Genomic DNA, 15,756 nt, shown 5'->3' with positions numbered 1-15,756 from the left:
TCGCGGGGTCGCGCGGACGGGGGCACGATGGAGCGATGAGCACCGTGCCCGGAAGTGACGCCTGGAAGGACGCCGGCCTCGCGCCGGTGGACCCCGACGGTCCGCGCAGCCTGACCGACGACACGGACGACGTGGACGACCCCGAGGAGTACGAGCCCGGGTTCGCGCGGGCGGACCGCGACGGCCGGGCCGACGAGGCGGACGTGGTGGAGCAGGACACCGAGGTGCCCGCCGATGATGAGGATGCTGACACCTGATCCGCTTCCTCGGATTCGTCCCGGTACGGTGAGCCCATGACCCCCTCCGAGCCCTCGGTGGCTGACGCCCCCAGCGACCCGATCGAGGCCACCGACCCCACGGCCGCTCTCGTCGCGCTGATCCCCGGCCTGCCCAAGGTCGTGCTGCACGACCACCTCGACGGCGGCCTGCGCCCGGCGACGATCATCGAGCTCGCCGCCGCGATCGACCACGAGCTGCCCGCGACCGATCCCGACGAGCTGGGCCGCTGGTTCGTCGAGGCCGCGAGCTCGGGGACGCTCGAGCGGTACCTGGAGACGTTCGACCACACCGTCGCCGTCATGCAGACCGAGGAGGGGCTGCGCCGGGTCGCCCGCGAGTCCGCGATCGACCTGGCCGCCGACGGTGTCGTGTACGCCGAGCAGCGCTACGCACCCGAGCAGCACCTCGCGAAGGGGCTCACGCTGCAGCAGGTGGTCGACGCCGTGCAGGCCGGGTTCGCCGAGGGCATCGCCGAGGCGGCCGCCGCCGGGCGCTCGATCCGGATCGGCACCCTCATCACCGCGATGCGGCACGCCGACCGCGGCGACGAGATCGCCGCGCTCGCCCTGGAGAACCGGGACAACGGCGTGGTCGGCTTCGACATCGCCGGTGCCGAGGACGGGTTCCCCCCGTCGCGGCACGCCAGCGCGTTCACCACGCTCGCGGGGGCGGACTTCCCCGCCACCGTGCACGCGGGCGAGGCGGCGGGCGTCGCGTCGATCGCGGAGGCCGTGCACGTCGCGCACGCCTGCCGGATCGGCCACGGGGTGCGGCTCGCCGAGGACATCACGACCGACGGTCTCGGCGACCGGCTCGGCACGCTCGCGCACTGGATCCGCGACCGGCGCATCCCGCTCGAGCTGTGCCCGTCGTCGAACGTGCAGACGGGTGCCGCGGAGTCCGTCGCGGCCCATCCCGTCACCCGCCTGCGGAACCTCGGGTTCGCCGTCACGGTCAACACCGACAACCGCCTGCAGTCCGGCACGTCCATGACGCGCGAGCTCACGCTCCTGGTGCAGGAGGCCGGTTGGGAGCTGGTCGACCTGCGTGACGTGGCGGTCACCGCGGCGGCGCACTCGTTCCTGCACCACGACGAGCGGTCCGCGCTCATCGACCAGGTCATCCGACCCGCCTACGCGGCGGCCCGGGGCGGCCGGCACCGCGCGTAGCGCCGTGCGAGGAAGCCATGGGACGTGCTGTCACAGGTGACGGCGCGTCCCATGGCTCTCTCGCGTGCGCGTCGGGCTAGATGAGGCCCTTCGTGTGCCAGACCGTCTTCGTCTCCACGAAGGCCGTGATGCGGTCGAGCGACGGCGCCGCGGCGTCCGGGCCGTTCTCCGGCGGGAGGACGCGCTTGAGGGTGTCGGCCGCGGCGATCTGCAGGTCGATCCAGTCGAGGGCGCCGGCGCCGACCAGGTCGAGCGCGTTGACGTCCTGGTGGCTGGCCAGCCAGGGCGCGATCTCCGCGGGGGAGCCCGTGAGTACGTTGACGACGCCCTTGGGCACGTCGCTCGTCGCGAGGACCTCCGCCAGGGAGATCGCCGACAGGGGCAGCGTCTCGGAGGCGACCACGACGACGGTGTTGCCGGCGACGAGCGCGGGTGCGACCGCCGAGACGAGGCCGAGCAGCGACGAGTCCTGCGGGGCGATGATCGCGACGACGCCGGTCGGCTCCGGGACCGAGATGTTGAAGTACGGCCCGGACACCGGGTTCGCGTTGCCCGCGACCTGCGCGTACTTGTCGGTCCAGCCCGCGTACCAGACCCACCGGTCGATCGCGGTGTCCACCTGCGCGTTCGCGGCCGCGGCGGACACGCCCTCGGCGTCGACGATCTCGGCGACGAACTGCGCCCGCCGGCCCTCGAGGAGCTCGGCGATCCGGTAGAGCACCTGGCCGCGGTTGTACGCGGTGGCCCCCGACCAGCCGCCGACCGCCGCGCGGGCCGCGACGACCGCGTCGCGCGCGTCCTTGCGGGAGGCCTTGGCGGCGTTGGCCAGGAACGCACCCTTGGCGCTGACGATCTCGTAGGTCCGACCCGACTCGCTGCGCGGGAACGCCCCGCCGATGTACAGCTTGTAGGTCTTCGGGACGGCGAGGCGGGTCACTTGGTGGCTCCCTTGCTGACGGTCTTGCGCGCGGGTGCGGGTGCGACGGCGGCCGCGGGTGCGGCGGTCTTCAGGTACGCGGCGATGCCGTGGCGGCCGCCCTCGCGCCCGTAGCCGGACTCCTTGTAGCCGCCGAACGGGCTGGACGGGTCGAACCGGTTGAACGTGTTGGCCCACACGACGCCGGCGCGGAGCTTGTCGGCGACCGCGAGGATGCGGCTGCCCTTGTCGGTCCAGATGCCCGCGGACAGGCCGTAGGGCGTGTTGTTCGCCTTGGCGATCGCCTCGGCGGGGGTGCGGAACGTGAGCACCGACAGGACCGGCCCAAAGATCTCCTCGCGGGCGATCCGGTGGCTGGTGGACACGTTGGTGAAGATCGTCGGCGCGTACCAGAACCCGTTCTCCGGGATCGTGCACGCGGCCGTCCACCGCTCGGCGCCCTCGGCCTCGCCGACGTCGCTGAGCTCCCGGATCCGCTCGAGCTGCTCGGCGCTGTTGATGGCGCCGATGTCGGTGTTCTTGTCGAGCGGGTCACCCAGGCGCAGCGTCGACAGGCGCGTCTTGAGCCGGTCGATGACCTCGTCGTGGATCGACTCCTGCACCAGCAGGCGGCTGCCCGCGCAGCACACGTGGCCCTGGTTGAAGAAGATGCCGTTGACGATGCCCTCGATGGCCTGGTCGATCGGGGCGTCGTCGAACACGATGTTCGCCGCCTTGCCGCCGAGCTCGAGGGTGAGCTTCTTGCTGGTCCCGGCGACCTGCTTGGCGATCGCCCGGCCGACCGACGTGGAGCCGGTGAACGCGACCTTGTCCACGTCGCCGTGGCCGACGAGCGCGGCGCCCGTCTCGCCTGCCCCGGTGATGATGTTGACGACGCCGGGTGGCAGGTCGGCCTGCTGCACGATCTCGGCGAACAGCAGCGCCGTCAGCGACGTGGTCTCCGCCGGCTTGAGGACGACCGTGTTGCCGGCCGCCAGCGCAGGCGCGATCTTCCACGCCAGCATCAGCAGCGGGAAGTTCCAGGGGATCACCTGGGCGGCGACACCGAGCGGCGCGGGTGCGGCACCGAGGCCGACGTGGTCCAGCTTGTCGGCCCAGCCCGCGTAGTAGAAGAACCAGGCGGCGACGAGCGGCACGTCGACGTCGCGGCTCTCCTTGATGGGCTTGCCGTTGTCGAGGCTCTCGGCCACGGCGAGCTCACGGCTGCGCTCCTGGACCAGCCGCGCGATGCGGAACAGGTACTTGCCACGGTTGGCACCCGACATGCGCGACCACGTGCGGTCGTAGGCGCGGCGGGCGGCAGCGACGGCGGCGTCGACGTCGGACGCGTCGGCGTGCGCGATCGTCGCGACGTGCTTCTCGGTGGCCGGCGAGATGGAGGCGAACGGGGTGCCGTGGCCCTCCCGGAACTCGCCGTCGATGAAGAGGCCGTACTCGCTGCGCAGGTTCAGGATCGCCTGCGACTCCGGGGCGGGGGCGTACTCGAGGAATGACATCTGGGGCCCTTCAGTCGATCGTCACGTAGTCGGGGCCGGAGTAGTGCCCGGTCGTCATCTTCTGGCGCTGCAGCAGCACGTCGTTGAGCAGGCTCGACGCGCCGAACCGGAACAGGTGCGGCGTCAGCCACTCCTCGCCGACCGTCTCCGCGACCGTCACCAGGTACTTGATCGCGTCCTTCGAGGCGCGGATGCCGCCGGCCGGCTTCACGCCGACCTTCTCGCCGCTGAGCCGGTGCCAGTCGCGCACGACCTCCAGCATGAGCAGCGTGACGGGCAGCGTCGCCGCCGGGGCGACCTTGCCGGTGGACGTCTTGATGAAGTCGCCGCCGGCGAGGATGCCCAGCCAGGACGCGCGACGGACGTTGTCGTAGGTGTTCAGCTCGCCCGTCTCGAGGATCACCTTGAGGTGGGCGTACGTCCCGTCCGGGCGGCGGCAGGCCTCCTTGACCGCGACGATCTCGTCGTAGACCTGGCCGAACCGGCCGGCGAGGAACGCCCCGCGGTCGATGACCATGTCGATCTCGTCGGCGCCCGCTGCCACCGCGTCGGCGGTGTCCTCGAGCTTGATCGACCGCGACGAGCGGCCGCTGGGGAACGCGGTGGCCACGGCCGCGACCGCGATCTTGCCCTGGTCGGGGTCGCCGTGCGCACTGCCGAGCGCCTGCACCGCGTGCGGGACCATGTCGCCGTACACGCAGACCGCGGCGACGCGCGGGCAGGACGGGTCGGCCGGGTCGGGCGTGACCGCCTTCGCGACGAGCGACCGCACCTTGCCGGGCGTGTCCGCACCCTCGAGCGTCGTCAGGTCGACCAGCCCGATGATCCGGTCCAGCGCCCACGCCTTCGAGGTCGTCTTGATGGAGCGCGTCCCGAGCCCGGCGGCCCGCTGCTCCAGCCCGACCGCGTCGACGCCGGGGATGCCGTGCAGGTAGCGACGCAGGTTGGCGTCGTTCGCCTCGCCGCCCAGGAGTGCGACGGCACGCTCCCCGGGGACGATCTGGGTGCTGGTCATGCGTGATCCTCGCTGTCGTGGACTGGTCGGTGGTTCTCGATGAGGTGCAGGGCGGTCTCCTCGTCGGTGACGAGGACGGTGCACAGGCCGCTGGTCACGACGGCTCGCGCGACGGCGTGCTTGGCCGCCCCGGCGATGACGGCGATGCTCAGCTGCGCCGCGCGCAGGCGCTCCAGCGGGAGGCCGATGGTCCGCCCGTCGAGCCCGTGGTCGACGATGGCCCCGGAGGCGTCGACGTACCGGCCGACGACGTCGCCGACGGCACCGCGGCGCACGAGCTCCGCGACGTCGTCGGGGGTGAGGTAGCCGCTGTCGACGAGCACGGAGCTCGCGTCGGCCGCGCCCGCGCTGAACAGGTAGGCGTCCGCGTCGGCCGCCAGGCTGAGCACCGCGGCGACGGCGCGGTCGGACTCGATGGCGCGCTTGGTCTCGAGCCGTTCGAGGATCGCCGGGCTCGGCAGCAGGGTGGCGTGCCCGCCCGCCTTCTGGGCCATGGTGACCGCGGTGGAGGCGGCGGTCCCCGCCCGACGGTTGAGGCTGACGCCCCCGTTGATCTGCACGACGTCGACGCCGCTCGCCCAGCCGTCCTCGAGGTGCCGCGAGACGTCGTCCAGCGTGCGCCCCCAGCTGATCCCGAGCGTGCGGGGGACGGGACGCAGGGCGGCGAGGTAGTCGGCGGCGGCCTGCGCCGTGCGGGACTGGAGCTCGTCCTGGTCCTCGACGCCGGAGGTGGACACGACGACCGCGTCGGTCAGCCCGCAGGTCTCGCGCAGCCTGCGCTCGACCGGCAGCCGGCGCGCGCGGGGGTGGACGATCTCGATCCGGATGAAGCCGGAGGCCTTGGCCTGCGCCAGCAGCCTCCCGACCTTCCAGCGGGTGAGCGCCAGGATCGACCCGATCTCGTCCTGGGTCTTGTCCTCCTCGTAGTACAGCTCGGCGGCGCGGATGGACAGCAGCTCGTCCGACTCGATCATGCGGTTCCTCTCCCGTCGTTCCACAGTAGGCACCGTCACCGCGCATCGCAACACTCGTAGCGATCTTTGCTCATATGAGCACGCCGGCGTGCGGAACGCCCGAATCACCCGATCGGTGGTGACCCCCGTGATTGACTCGCTCGGACCCGTCAGCGACAGTGGGGCAGCCATCCGGCGGGAGCCGGAGCGCGCACGACGCGGGAGGCAGGCGAGGGGACAGCACGGATGGGACGGTGGGGACGCGGCGCGGTCGCCGCCGTCGTCGTCCTCGGGTTCCTCGCCGCCGGGATCGGCGTCGGTTCGGCCGTGCGTCACCTCCGCGCCGACAAGACCGTCGTGGTGCCGGCCGCCTGGGAGGCCGCCTGGAAGGACGCGTCCGTGCGCGAGGGGCAGGACGTGATCCTGGCCTGGGGGGACCGGGCGGGTGCGGACCCCACCAGGGCGCCCGCCGAGCTCCGGTTCGACGCAGCCCGCGCCGTCGCGCAGCTCGACGCCCTGTACGCCCTGGACGTGCACGACCTCGACGTGGTCGACGAGGACGGCGCGATCGGCCGGCACAAGATCCTGGTCGTCGTCGACGGCACCTGGTCGACGGGCCCCGGCGCACCCGCGAGCACCGTCGTCGTGCCGCAGAGCGGCGGGCTGGCCCGGTCCGAGCGCGGGGCGACCGGCTCCGTCGTCGACGGGGTCGGGGTGCTGCGCGTCGACGTCCCGTCGCTGACGGCACGCGGCCACGAGTCCGCGACGGCACCGGTCACCGACGAGCCCGCGCTGGTCGGCGGCTCCGAGTTCGACCCGTCGTGGGAGCTGGCCCGCGGTTTCGCCGAGGTCGTGCAGGGCTTCGCGGCCCTCGACACGCCCGGCGGCTTCGCGTCGGACGACGCGGCGACGTTCTGGTCCGCCAGCGCCGCCTACCTGGCCACCGTGGCCGCTCCCGGCGGCATCGGGAACCCGGCCGACCTGGTCCGCAGCCCGCAGCTCCACTGGTCGAGCCCGCGTCTCGGCGACGGCAGCTGGCTGCTGCTGCAGTACCTGGCGGAACGTGACGGCGAGCAGCTGCTCGGGACCATGTGGCGGGAGGCGCAGGAGGGCGAAGACCCGCTCACCACGTACAAACGGCTGACCGGCCTCAGCCAGGCGGACCTGAACCGCCGCGTCGCGGAGTACGCCCTGCGGACGGTGACGTGGGACTTCATGGACCGCAGCGCGATCGCCGCCGGCGTGGACCAGCTCGACCCCGTCCTGCTGGCGGACCGGACCACTCCCGTCGAGGCCGTGGAGGGCGACCCCGGCCACTACCGCGTGCTCGACGCCTTCGCCCCCTCCGACTACGGCTTCACGATCGTCCGGCTCCAGCCCGACCCCGGCGTGCGGGACATCCACGTGCGGGTGCGTGCCCACGACGTCGCCGCGGACGCGGGACTGAGCTTCGGGTTCGTCGCGATGCGCGGCGACGTGCCCCGGTACAGCCCCGTGACCGAGAGCCTCGACGAGCAGGTCCAGCTCACGCTGCGCACGGGCGAGAACGAGGCGTACCTCGTCGTCGTCGGCACCCCGACGGTGAACCACCGGCACGGCGCGGCGGAGGCGTACGGCGACGTCGCCCGCTACCCGTACGAGTTCCGCGTCTCGGGAGCGACCGTGGCCGACGACCCCCCCGACCCGGCGACGACCGGGGGCCACCGCCACGTCAACGGGGGCGGCTTCGTGGACGATCTCGCGACGGTGGACCCGACCGCCTACGTCGGCCCCGACGCCGTCGTCCGCGGCGACGCACGCGTCCTCGACGGCGCGCGCATCGAGGGCCGGGCGTGGGTCGAGGCGGGCGCCGTCGTCGAGGACGAGGCGGTCGTGCGGGACGTCGCCATCGTCCGGTCGGGTGCGCACCTGAGCGGCACCACGCTCGTGGCGGGGGACGCCGTCGTCGGATTCACCTGCTCGGCGGGGAGCTATGCGACGTTCGACCCGGCGCGGTGGTGCGACGGCCGCGTCGTGCCGTCCGACCGCTACCGGGTCGCCACCCCGTTCGCCGCAGCCGACCTGCTGCTCACCGACGTGCCCGGACCCACCGCGACCCCGACGCCCGCGCCGTCCGCCCCGACCGAGACCCCGACGCCTACCCCGACGCCGAGACCGGCGACCAGCGCCACGCCCCGGCCGCACCAGCCGACCTCCCAGCCGGACCCCACGGTCGGCGGCGTCGAGCCGCCCGAGCCGATCCCCGCGAGCGCCTGCTCCGCCACCTACACGGTCGTCAACCACTGGAGCTCGGAAGGGCAGAACTGGTTCCAGGTGGAGGTCGTCGTCACCGCGGGCAGCTCCGGGGTCGAGGGGTGGGCCGTCTCCTGGGCGCTCCCGCAGGGCGTCCAGGTCACGAACGTCTGGAACGCGCGGCTCGGCACCAGCGGCTCGACCGCGACCGCCGAGAACATGAGCTACAACGGCAGCCTGCGCGACGGAGGCACGACCACGTTCGGCTTCCACCAGACGGGGCCGGCGGACAGCGGCCTGCTGGTCCCGCAGGTCAGCTGCACCCGGACCCGCTAGATCCCGAGCGCGGCCCGCACGTCCGCCGCGACCGCGTCGAGGCGGCTGCGTGCGTCGTGCCGTGCCCTGCCCAGGGCAGCGTGGTCCGCAGCCGGGTCGACCGGGAGGACGACCTCGAGGTAGCACTTGACCTTCGGCTCGGTGCCGCTGGGCCGCACGATGACGCGCGTCCCGTCGGCGGTGAGCAGCCGTAGGCCCTCCGTGGGCGGCAGACCGTCCCGGTCGTCCTCCGACCCCGAGGCCAGGTCGACCACCTCGGTCACCCGCGCGCCGCCCAGCGTCGTCGGCGGCCGGCTCCGGAACCGGCCGACGGTCTCGCCGATCTGCGAGAGGTCGGCGAACCGTGCCGAGACCTGGTCGGTCAGGTGCAGGCCGTGCGCGCGGGCGAGGTCGTCGAGGGCGTCGGTCACGCTGCGGCCCTCGGCCTTGAGGCGTGCCGCCAGGCCCGCGACGAGCAGCGCCGCCGAGATGCCGTCCTTGTCGCGCACGTGCGCCGGGTCGACGCAGTAGCCCAGCGCCTCCTCGTACCCGAAGACCAGGCCGTCGACGCGCGAGATCCACTTGAACCCCGTGAGCGTCTGCGCGTGCCGGTAGCCGGCAGCCGCCGCGATCTTGCCGAGCAGGCGCGACGAGACGATCGAGCTGGCGAACGCGGCCCCGTTCTGCGGCGCGGTCCCCGCGACCCGTGCCCCCAGGAGCGAGCCGGTCTCGTCGCCGTGCAGGATGCGCCAGCCCTCCGCCTCGGCGGTGTCCGGCCCCCGGAACGAGCGGTGGCGCAGGTCCTGGATCCCGACCCCGCAGCGGTCCGCGTCGGGGTCGAGCGCGATCACCAGGTCCGCGCCCTCGTCGCTGGCCAGCCCGATGGCCAGGTCGATCGCGCCGGGCTCCTCGGGGTTGGGGAAGGCGACGCTCGGGAAGTCGCCGTCCGGCTCGGCCTGCTCGGGCACGACGAGCACGTCGGTGAACCCGGCCTCGGCGAGCACCCGTGCGGCGACCTCGCCGCCGACGCCGTGCAGGGGGGTCAGGACGATGCGCAGGCGCTTCGCGGCGGCCCGGGTGGCGTCGTCGGTGGGGGCGAGCGCGACGACGGACGCCACGTACGCGTCGAGCACGTCGGGCCCCAGCACGGTCCAGCCGGACGCGGCGCGCGGCACGGACGCGACGGACGGGACGTGCGCGATCTCGGCGGCGATCGCCGCGTCGGCGGGGGGCACGATCTGGGCGCCCTGGCCGGAGTCGGTGACCACCCGGCCGCCGAGGTAGACCTTGTAGCCGTTGTCCTGCGGGGGGTTGTGCGACGCCGTGACCATGATCCCGGCGTCGGCCCCGAGGTGGCGGACCGCGAACGCGAGCACCGGGGTGGGCAGCGCCGACGGCAGGACCAGCACCTCGATGCCCACCGCCGTCAGGACCGCCGCGGAGTCACGGGCGAAGTCGACCGACTTGTGCCGGGCGTCGTAGCCGATGACCACCCGTGGCCGGGGCTGCACCCCGTCCAGCTCGCCGAGCAGGTAGTCCGCCAGCCCCGACGCGGCGCGGATGACGACCGCGCGGTTCATCCGGTGCGGGCCACCGCCCAGCCGTCCGCGCAGCCCCGCGGTGCCGAACTGCAGGAGCCCCGAGAACCGGTCCGCCAGCTCCTCGCGTGCGGCGGTGCGGGCGTCGAGCGCCTGGCGCTGCGTCGGGTCGGGCTCACGCCCCGGCTCGATCGTGGGCGGTGCAGCGCGGGCCACGTCCAGCAGGCCGCGCAGCTCGTCGGCCGTCTGCGGGTCGGGGTCGTCCTCGATCCACGTCTGCACCCGCGCCTCGAGGCCTGCCCATGCGTCGTCGCCGGTCATGGGGCCAACGTACTCAGCCGGTCCGGTCGGCGCTCCCCGACGTGCCCGGCGGCCCCGGGAGGGCCACGACGACCTGGCCCCCCTCGACGCGCGCTGGGTAGGACCGCACGTCGCCCGACCCTGAGCGGCACGCGCCCGTGCGCAGGTCGAACACGTGGGCGTGCAGCGGGCACACGACGACGTCGGCGTCGGTCTGGCCGTCGGCGAGGGGTCCTCCGCGGTGCGGGCACACGGCGTCGAGGGCGCGGACCGTGCCGTCGCGGAGCCGGAAGACGGCCACCTGCCGGCCCGCGACCGCGTAGGCGCGGCCCTCACCCAGGGGGATCTCGGAGAGCCGGCCCAGGACGTGCTCGACGTCGACGGCCTGGGTGCTCATCGGACGGGAACCTGCGGCAGGACGGTCAGGGGCAGCGCGGTGCGGAACTGGCCGGGCTCCGCCGGGTCGTCGCGCTCCTTCCAGGGGTCCCGGTACGCGTCGACGGACGCCTGGACGGCGGCGTCGAGCGTCGCGGCGATGCCCTCGGCGTCCTGGACGACGACGGCGCGGATGTGCTCGATCCCGAGCCGGGGCACCCACGCGTAGGTCCGCTCCAGCCAGTTCGCCGTCTCCCGGTAGTACTGGATGAACCGGCCCGTCAGCGTGGTGACCTCCTCGGGGGTGTCGACGGTCGCCAGCAGGTCGCCCTTGCGGATGTGGGCCCCGGCGGCGCCGCCGACGTAGATCTCCCAGCGCCCGCCGTCGACGGCCACGACCCCGAGGTCCTTCACGTACGCCTCCGCGCAGTTGCGGGGGCAGCCCGTGACGGCGAGCTTGAGCTTCGCGGGGCTCTCCAGGCCCTGGTACCGGGTCTCGAGGGCGATGCCCAGCGCGGTGGAGTCGCCCAGACCGAAGCGGCAGAAGTCGCTGCCGACGCACGTCTTGACGGTCCGGAAGGACTTGCCGTACGCGTAGCCGGACGGCATGTCGAGGTCCGCCCACACCCTCGGCAGGTCCTCCTTGCGCACCCCGAGCAGGTCGATGCGCTGCCCGCCCGTGAGCTTGATCATCGGGATGCGGTGCTTGTCCGCGACGTCGGCGATCCGGCGCAGCTGGTCGGCCGACGTGACGCCGCCCTTCATCTGCGGCACCACGGAGAACGTCCCGTCGCGCTGGATGTTGGCGTGCACGCGGTCGTTGATGAACCGTCCGTCGCGCTCGTCGACGACGTCGGCGCCCCAGATCGTGCGCAGCAGCGAGGTGAGCCCCATCTTCGACCGGGCGTCCTCGACCCCGCCGGGTGCGAGGGCGGCGAACACCGCCGACACCGAGCGCAGGTCCTGCTCGCGCACGAGCGCCACGAGCTCGGCCTTGGCGTACGGGATCCCGGGCACGTACCAGGACGCGGACTCGTCGACCACCAGGTCGCCGTCGGCGGCCCACTCGACGACCTGCGCGACGAGCGTCTTGCACGACCCGCAGCCCTTGCCGGCGCGGGTCGCGTCCATGACGCCCGCCACGGAGGCGACGCCGCCGCGGACGCACGCCGCGATCGTCCCCTTGCTGACGCCGTTGCAGTTGCAGACGGTCGTCTCGTCCGGCAGCTCTGCGACGCCCACCTCGGCGGGGGCGGTACCCAGGTCGAACAGCAGCGCGATGCGGTCCTCGGGCAGCGGCGAGCCGCGGTCGAACGCCTGGATCAGCGGCGCCACCTTCTCGAGGTCGCCGACGAGGGTCGCCCCGACGAGCCGGTCGTCGCGGACCACGACGCTCTTGTACAGGCCACGGCGCGGCTCGGAGACGACGATGTGGTCGTCGTCGGGGCGCTCGGGCGCCGTGACCCCCATCGACGCGACGTCGATGCCCGCGACCTTGAGCTTCGTCGCGGTGCGGGAGCCGTGGTACTGCGCCGACGGGTCGGTGCCGGTGAGCACGTCGGCGAGCACCCGGGCCTGCTCCCACAGCGGGGCGACCAGCCCGTACACCTGGTCGCGATGCTGCACGCACTCGCCGACGGCGAACACCGACGGGTCGGGCGTGCCCTGGTCGTCCAGGGCGTGCATCTGGTCGTCGACGACGATGCCGCGCTCGACCAGGAACCCGCTCGTGGCCGCCACCGACGAGTTCGCCCGGATGCCCGCCGCCACCACGACCATGTCGCACGGCAGCACGCGCCCGTCGGCGAGCTGCACCCCCGTGATCTCCGTGTCACCGAGCACGCCGACGGTGCGGGCCGACGTCACCACGGCGATCCCGAGCGCCTCGACGCCGCGCCGCAGGACGTACCCGCCCGCCGCGTCGAGCTGCTGGTTCATGAGGTGCCCGGGACCGTGCACGACGGTGACGTCGACGCCGTGCGTCTGCAGGCCGCGCGCCGCCTCCAGCCCGAGCAGGCCACCGCCGATGACCACGGCCCGCTCGTGCGTGCGGGCGTACCGGATCATCGCGCGGGTGTCGTCGAGCGTGCGGAACCGGAACACGCCCTGGTGGAAGCCGCGCCCGACCGTGCGCATCCCCGGGATGTCCGGGACGAACGCGCTGCTGCCGGTCGCGATGACGAGCGCGTCGTACGGCGTGCGGCTGCCGTCGGTCGCGCGCACCGTGCGCGCGTGCCGGTCGATGCGGCCCACCCGCACCCCCGCGTGCAGCGTGATCGCGTTCTCCCGGTACCAGGCCATGGAGTTGAGGAAGATGGCGTCCTCGCTCTCCAGCCCCGCCAGGACGTGGGAGAGCATGATCCGGTTGTAGTTGCCGTAAGGCTCCTCCCCGAACATCGTGATCCGGAACTGCTCCGCGCCACCGCGCTCGAGGATCTCCTCGACCGTGCGCGCACCCGCCATGCCGTTGCCGACGACGACGAGGTCGCGGCGCCCGTCGTCGTCGCGTGCACGCCGGGCCACGTCACACCTCCACGAGACCGAGGTCGATGACCAGGACGCCCGAGACGCCCGCAGCACCCGCCGCGTGCACCTCCAGGGTGGTGCCGGGTTCCAGGTCCTCCACGACCCGCAGCGGGACGTGCACGTCGCCCTTGGCGCCGATGGGGAAGTAGCGCATGGGCACCCCGTCGCGGACCAGCACGACGACGACGAGCTCGTCGGTGCTGTTGCCGCCGCGGAAGTACACCGTCTGCGCGACCGCGCCGTCGGGCACGGTGTAGCTCAGGCCGGGGTCGAGGAGCTCGGGGGCGGCCAGGCCCTTGCCGGTCAGCGCGTAGACGCCCTGCAGGAAGGTCGGGTGACTGTCCAAGGCGAGTCCCTTCGGTCGGGCCGGCGGCCACGGTGAGCGGGTGCGCGCCGTGGTCGTGCCGGCCTGTGGTGTGCTGCGTGCCGGGAGGGGGGCGACGGCCACGGCGCACGCCTTGAACGCGGGCATGCGCGAGACCGGGTCGAGGGCGTCGTGCGTGAGGGTGTTCGCGCGCGACCCGCCCGACCAGTGGAACGGGACGAACACGGTGTCGGTGCGGATGCCGGTGGTCAGCCGCGCCCGGAACACCGCGACGCCCCGGCGCGTGCGCAGCTGCACGGGCTCGCCGTCGACGACGCCGCAGCGGCGGGCGAGGTCCGGGTGCAGCTCGGCGTGCGGCAGGACGGTCCCGTCCGGCCCCACCTCGTCACCGGCGAGCGCCGCGACCCGCCGCGTCTGCGTGCCGCTCTGGTACTGCCGCATCACCCGCCCGGTGGTCAGGACGTACGGGAACTCCGGGTCGGTGCGCTCCGCCGGCTCGCGGAACTCGGCCCTCGTGAACCGGGCGAGACCGTCGGGGTGCGCGAAGCGTCGTCCGAACAGCCGCGGGGTTCCCGGGTCGTCGGCGTCGCCGCACGGCCAGAACACCCCCTGCTCCTCCTCGATGCGCGCGTACGTGATGCCGCCGTAGTCCGCGACGCCGCCGGCGCTCGCCCGGCCGAGCTCCTCGAACGCGGACGCCGCGTCGGTGGTCATGAGGTGCCCGTGCCCCAACCGGTCGGCGACGCCCGCGAGCACGTCGAGGTCGGTCCGCACGCCCGCCGGTGGGTCGAGCGCGCGGCGACGGCGCAGCACCCGGCCCTCCAGGTTCGTCATCGTGCCCTCCTCCTCGGCCCACATCGCGACCGGCAGCACGACGTCCGCGCGGGCGGCCGACTCGGACAGGAACAGGTCGGCGACGACCAGGAAGTCGAGCGCGTCGAGCCGGTCGGTCACGGTGCCCGCGTCCGGGGCGGACACCGTGACGTTCGACGCGAGCAGCAGCAGCGTCCGCACGCCGCCGGGGGTGCCCAGCGCGCGCAGCATCTCCGTGGCGGACACCCCCGGACCGGGCAGCCGCGTCGGGTCGACACCCCACACGCCCGCGACGTGCGCGCGGTGCGCGAGGTCGGTGATCCTCCGATAGCCGGGGAGCTGGTCGGCCTTCTGCCCGTGCTCCCGGCCGCCCTGGCCGTTGCCCTGGCCGGTGAGCGTCCCGTAGCCCGACCCCGGCCGGCCCGGCAGGCCGAGGGCGAGCGCGAGGTTGATGAACGCCTGCGCCGTGGCCGTGCCCGACGCGTGCTGCTCGGCGCCTCGGGCGGTGATCACCATGGCCGTCGTCGCGGTCCCCAGCAGCTCCGCCACGGCCTCCAGGTCCGCGGCGGGCACGCCCGTGATCCGCTCGACGCGGTCCGGCCAGTAGCCCGTCACCGACTCCCGGACCGTCTCGAACTCCACCGTCCGGGCCGCGACGTACTCCTCGTCCACCCACCCGCGGCGCACCACCAGGTGCAGCAGGCCGTTCGCGAGCGCGGCATCCGTCCCGGGCCGCGGCTGCAGGTGCACGTGCGCCGTGCGCGCCGTCGCCGTCGCGCGCGGGTCGACGACGACGTGCCGTGCACCGCGCTCGCGGCCGGCCTCCAGGTGCTGCATGAGCGGCGGCATGGTCTCGGCCGGGTTGGCGCCCACCAGCAGCAGCACGTCCGCGAGCGCGAGGTCCGCGACGGGGAACGGCAGCCCGCGGTCGATCCCGAACGTGCGCGTCGCCGCGGCGGCGGCCGACGACATGCACCAGCGGCCGTTGTAGTCGATCGACCGCGTGCGCAGCACCGTCCGGGCGAACTTCCCCAGCAGGTAGGCCTTCTCGTTGGTCAGGCCGCCCCCGCCGAAGCAGCCCACGGCGTCCCGCCCGTACCGGCGCTGCGTCGCCCGCACCGCCTCGGCGACCGCGTCGAGCGCCTCGTCCCACGTCGCGGGGCGCAGCGGCGACGAGCGGTCACCGGGGACCGTCCGCACCAGGGGAGCGGTGAGCCGGTCGGGGTGCGTGAGGAGGTCGGCCGCCGACCAGCCCTTCGCGCACAGCCCGCCCCGGTTCGTCGGGAAGTCCGTGGGGGTCAGGCGCACGTCGGGCCGCTCGGGCTCCGGCCGCTGCGTGACCGACAGCTCCATGCCGCACTGCAGCGCGCAGTAGGGGCAGTGGGTGGCGACGGTCCGGGCAGCGTCGACGACGCGTCCGACCGTCGGCGTCCCGAGATCCTGCCTCATCGCACGATCGTGCGGTGCCCCCGTTACGCGAGGC

Annotated in this window: 11 protein-coding genes; 3 read left to right on the top strand and 8 right to left on the bottom strand. The window is 73.8% G+C overall.

From position 1 onward, the window contains the following. Positions 1 to 35 precede the first annotated feature (35 nt). Positions 36 to 257: a hypothetical protein gene (locus CTE05_RS07690; protein ID WP_146845541.1), complete on the top strand. Its 222-nt coding sequence runs from the start codon at positions 36 to 38 to the stop codon at positions 255 to 257. A gap of 36 nt (positions 258 to 293) precedes the next feature. Continuing rightward, positions 294 to 1,448 (top strand): adenosine deaminase, encoded by a 1,155-nt coding sequence (locus CTE05_RS07685; RefSeq protein ID WP_146845540.1) that lies wholly within the window; start codon positions 294 to 296, stop codon positions 1,446 to 1,448. 76 nt (positions 1,449 to 1,524) lie between these two features. Here CTE05_RS07685 and CTE05_RS07680 read toward each other — a convergent pair whose 3' ends face one another. From CTE05_RS07680 to CTE05_RS07665, 4 genes are read right to left on the bottom strand one after another with little or no spacing between them, the layout of a single operon-like run. Continuing rightward, positions 1,525 to 2,385, bottom strand: coding sequence for an aldehyde dehydrogenase family protein (locus tag CTE05_RS07680; protein WP_146845539.1), 861 nt, complete (start codon positions 2,383 to 2,385; stop codon positions 1,525 to 1,527). Beyond that, a complete protein-coding gene (locus CTE05_RS07675; RefSeq protein WP_146845538.1) occupies positions 2,382 to 3,881 on the bottom strand; it encodes an aldehyde dehydrogenase family protein in 1,500 nt (499 codons plus the stop codon). The genes CTE05_RS07680 and CTE05_RS07675 overlap by 4 nt, the downstream gene beginning before the upstream one ends. A gap of 10 nt (positions 3,882 to 3,891) precedes the next feature. Then, positions 3,892 to 4,896: a deoxyribose-phosphate aldolase gene (gene deoC / locus CTE05_RS07670; protein ID WP_146845537.1), complete on the bottom strand. Its 1,005-nt coding sequence runs from the start codon at positions 4,894 to 4,896 to the stop codon at positions 3,892 to 3,894. After that, positions 4,893 to 5,870 (bottom strand): sugar-binding transcriptional regulator, encoded by a 978-nt coding sequence (locus CTE05_RS07665; protein ID WP_146845536.1) that lies wholly within the window; start codon positions 5,868 to 5,870, stop codon positions 4,893 to 4,895. The genes deoC and CTE05_RS07665 overlap by 4 nt, the downstream gene beginning before the upstream one ends. 225 nt (positions 5,871 to 6,095) lie before the next feature. On the opposite strand from CTE05_RS07665, the gene CTE05_RS07660 reads away from it, so the two are divergent. Continuing rightward, positions 6,096 to 8,417 carry a DUF6055 domain-containing protein gene (locus CTE05_RS07660; RefSeq protein WP_146845535.1) on the top strand — a complete coding sequence of 774 codons (2,322 nt, stop codon included), beginning with the start codon at positions 6,096 to 6,098 and terminating at the stop codon, positions 8,415 to 8,417. On the opposite strand, the gene CTE05_RS07655 is transcribed toward CTE05_RS07660, so the two are convergent. From CTE05_RS07655 to CTE05_RS07640, 4 genes are read right to left on the bottom strand one after another with little or no spacing between them, the layout of a single operon-like run. Next, on the bottom strand, positions 8,414 to 10,255 hold the full coding sequence (locus CTE05_RS07655) for a phospho-sugar mutase (protein ID WP_146845534.1): 1,842 nt from the start codon (positions 10,253 to 10,255) through the stop codon (positions 8,414 to 8,416). The genes CTE05_RS07660 and CTE05_RS07655 overlap by 4 nt on opposite strands. Before the next feature lie 13 nt (positions 10,256 to 10,268). After that, positions 10,269 to 10,631, bottom strand: a complete 363-nt coding sequence (locus CTE05_RS07650; protein WP_146845533.1) for a Rieske (2Fe-2S) protein — start codon at positions 10,629 to 10,631, stop codon at positions 10,269 to 10,271. Then, positions 10,628 to 13,132: a nitrite reductase large subunit NirB gene (gene nirB, locus CTE05_RS07645; RefSeq protein ID WP_146845532.1), complete on the bottom strand. Its 2,505-nt coding sequence runs from the start codon at positions 13,130 to 13,132 to the stop codon at positions 10,628 to 10,630. The genes CTE05_RS07650 and nirB overlap by 4 nt, the downstream gene beginning before the upstream one ends. A gap of 1 nt (position 13,133) precedes the next feature. Beyond that, a complete protein-coding gene (locus CTE05_RS07640) occupies positions 13,134 to 15,722 on the bottom strand; it encodes a molybdopterin oxidoreductase family protein (RefSeq protein ID WP_146845531.1) in 2,589 nt (862 codons plus the stop codon). Positions 15,723 to 15,756 lie beyond the last annotated feature (34 nt).

Origin of the sequence: Cellulomonas terrae (assembly GCF_007990265.1) — a bacterium.
Lineage (GTDB): Bacteria > Actinomycetota > Actinomycetes > Actinomycetales > Cellulomonadaceae > Cellulomonas > Cellulomonas terrae.
Note: the sequence above shows the minus strand (reverse complement) of the source record. Positions and strands in the feature narration are given on the sequence as shown.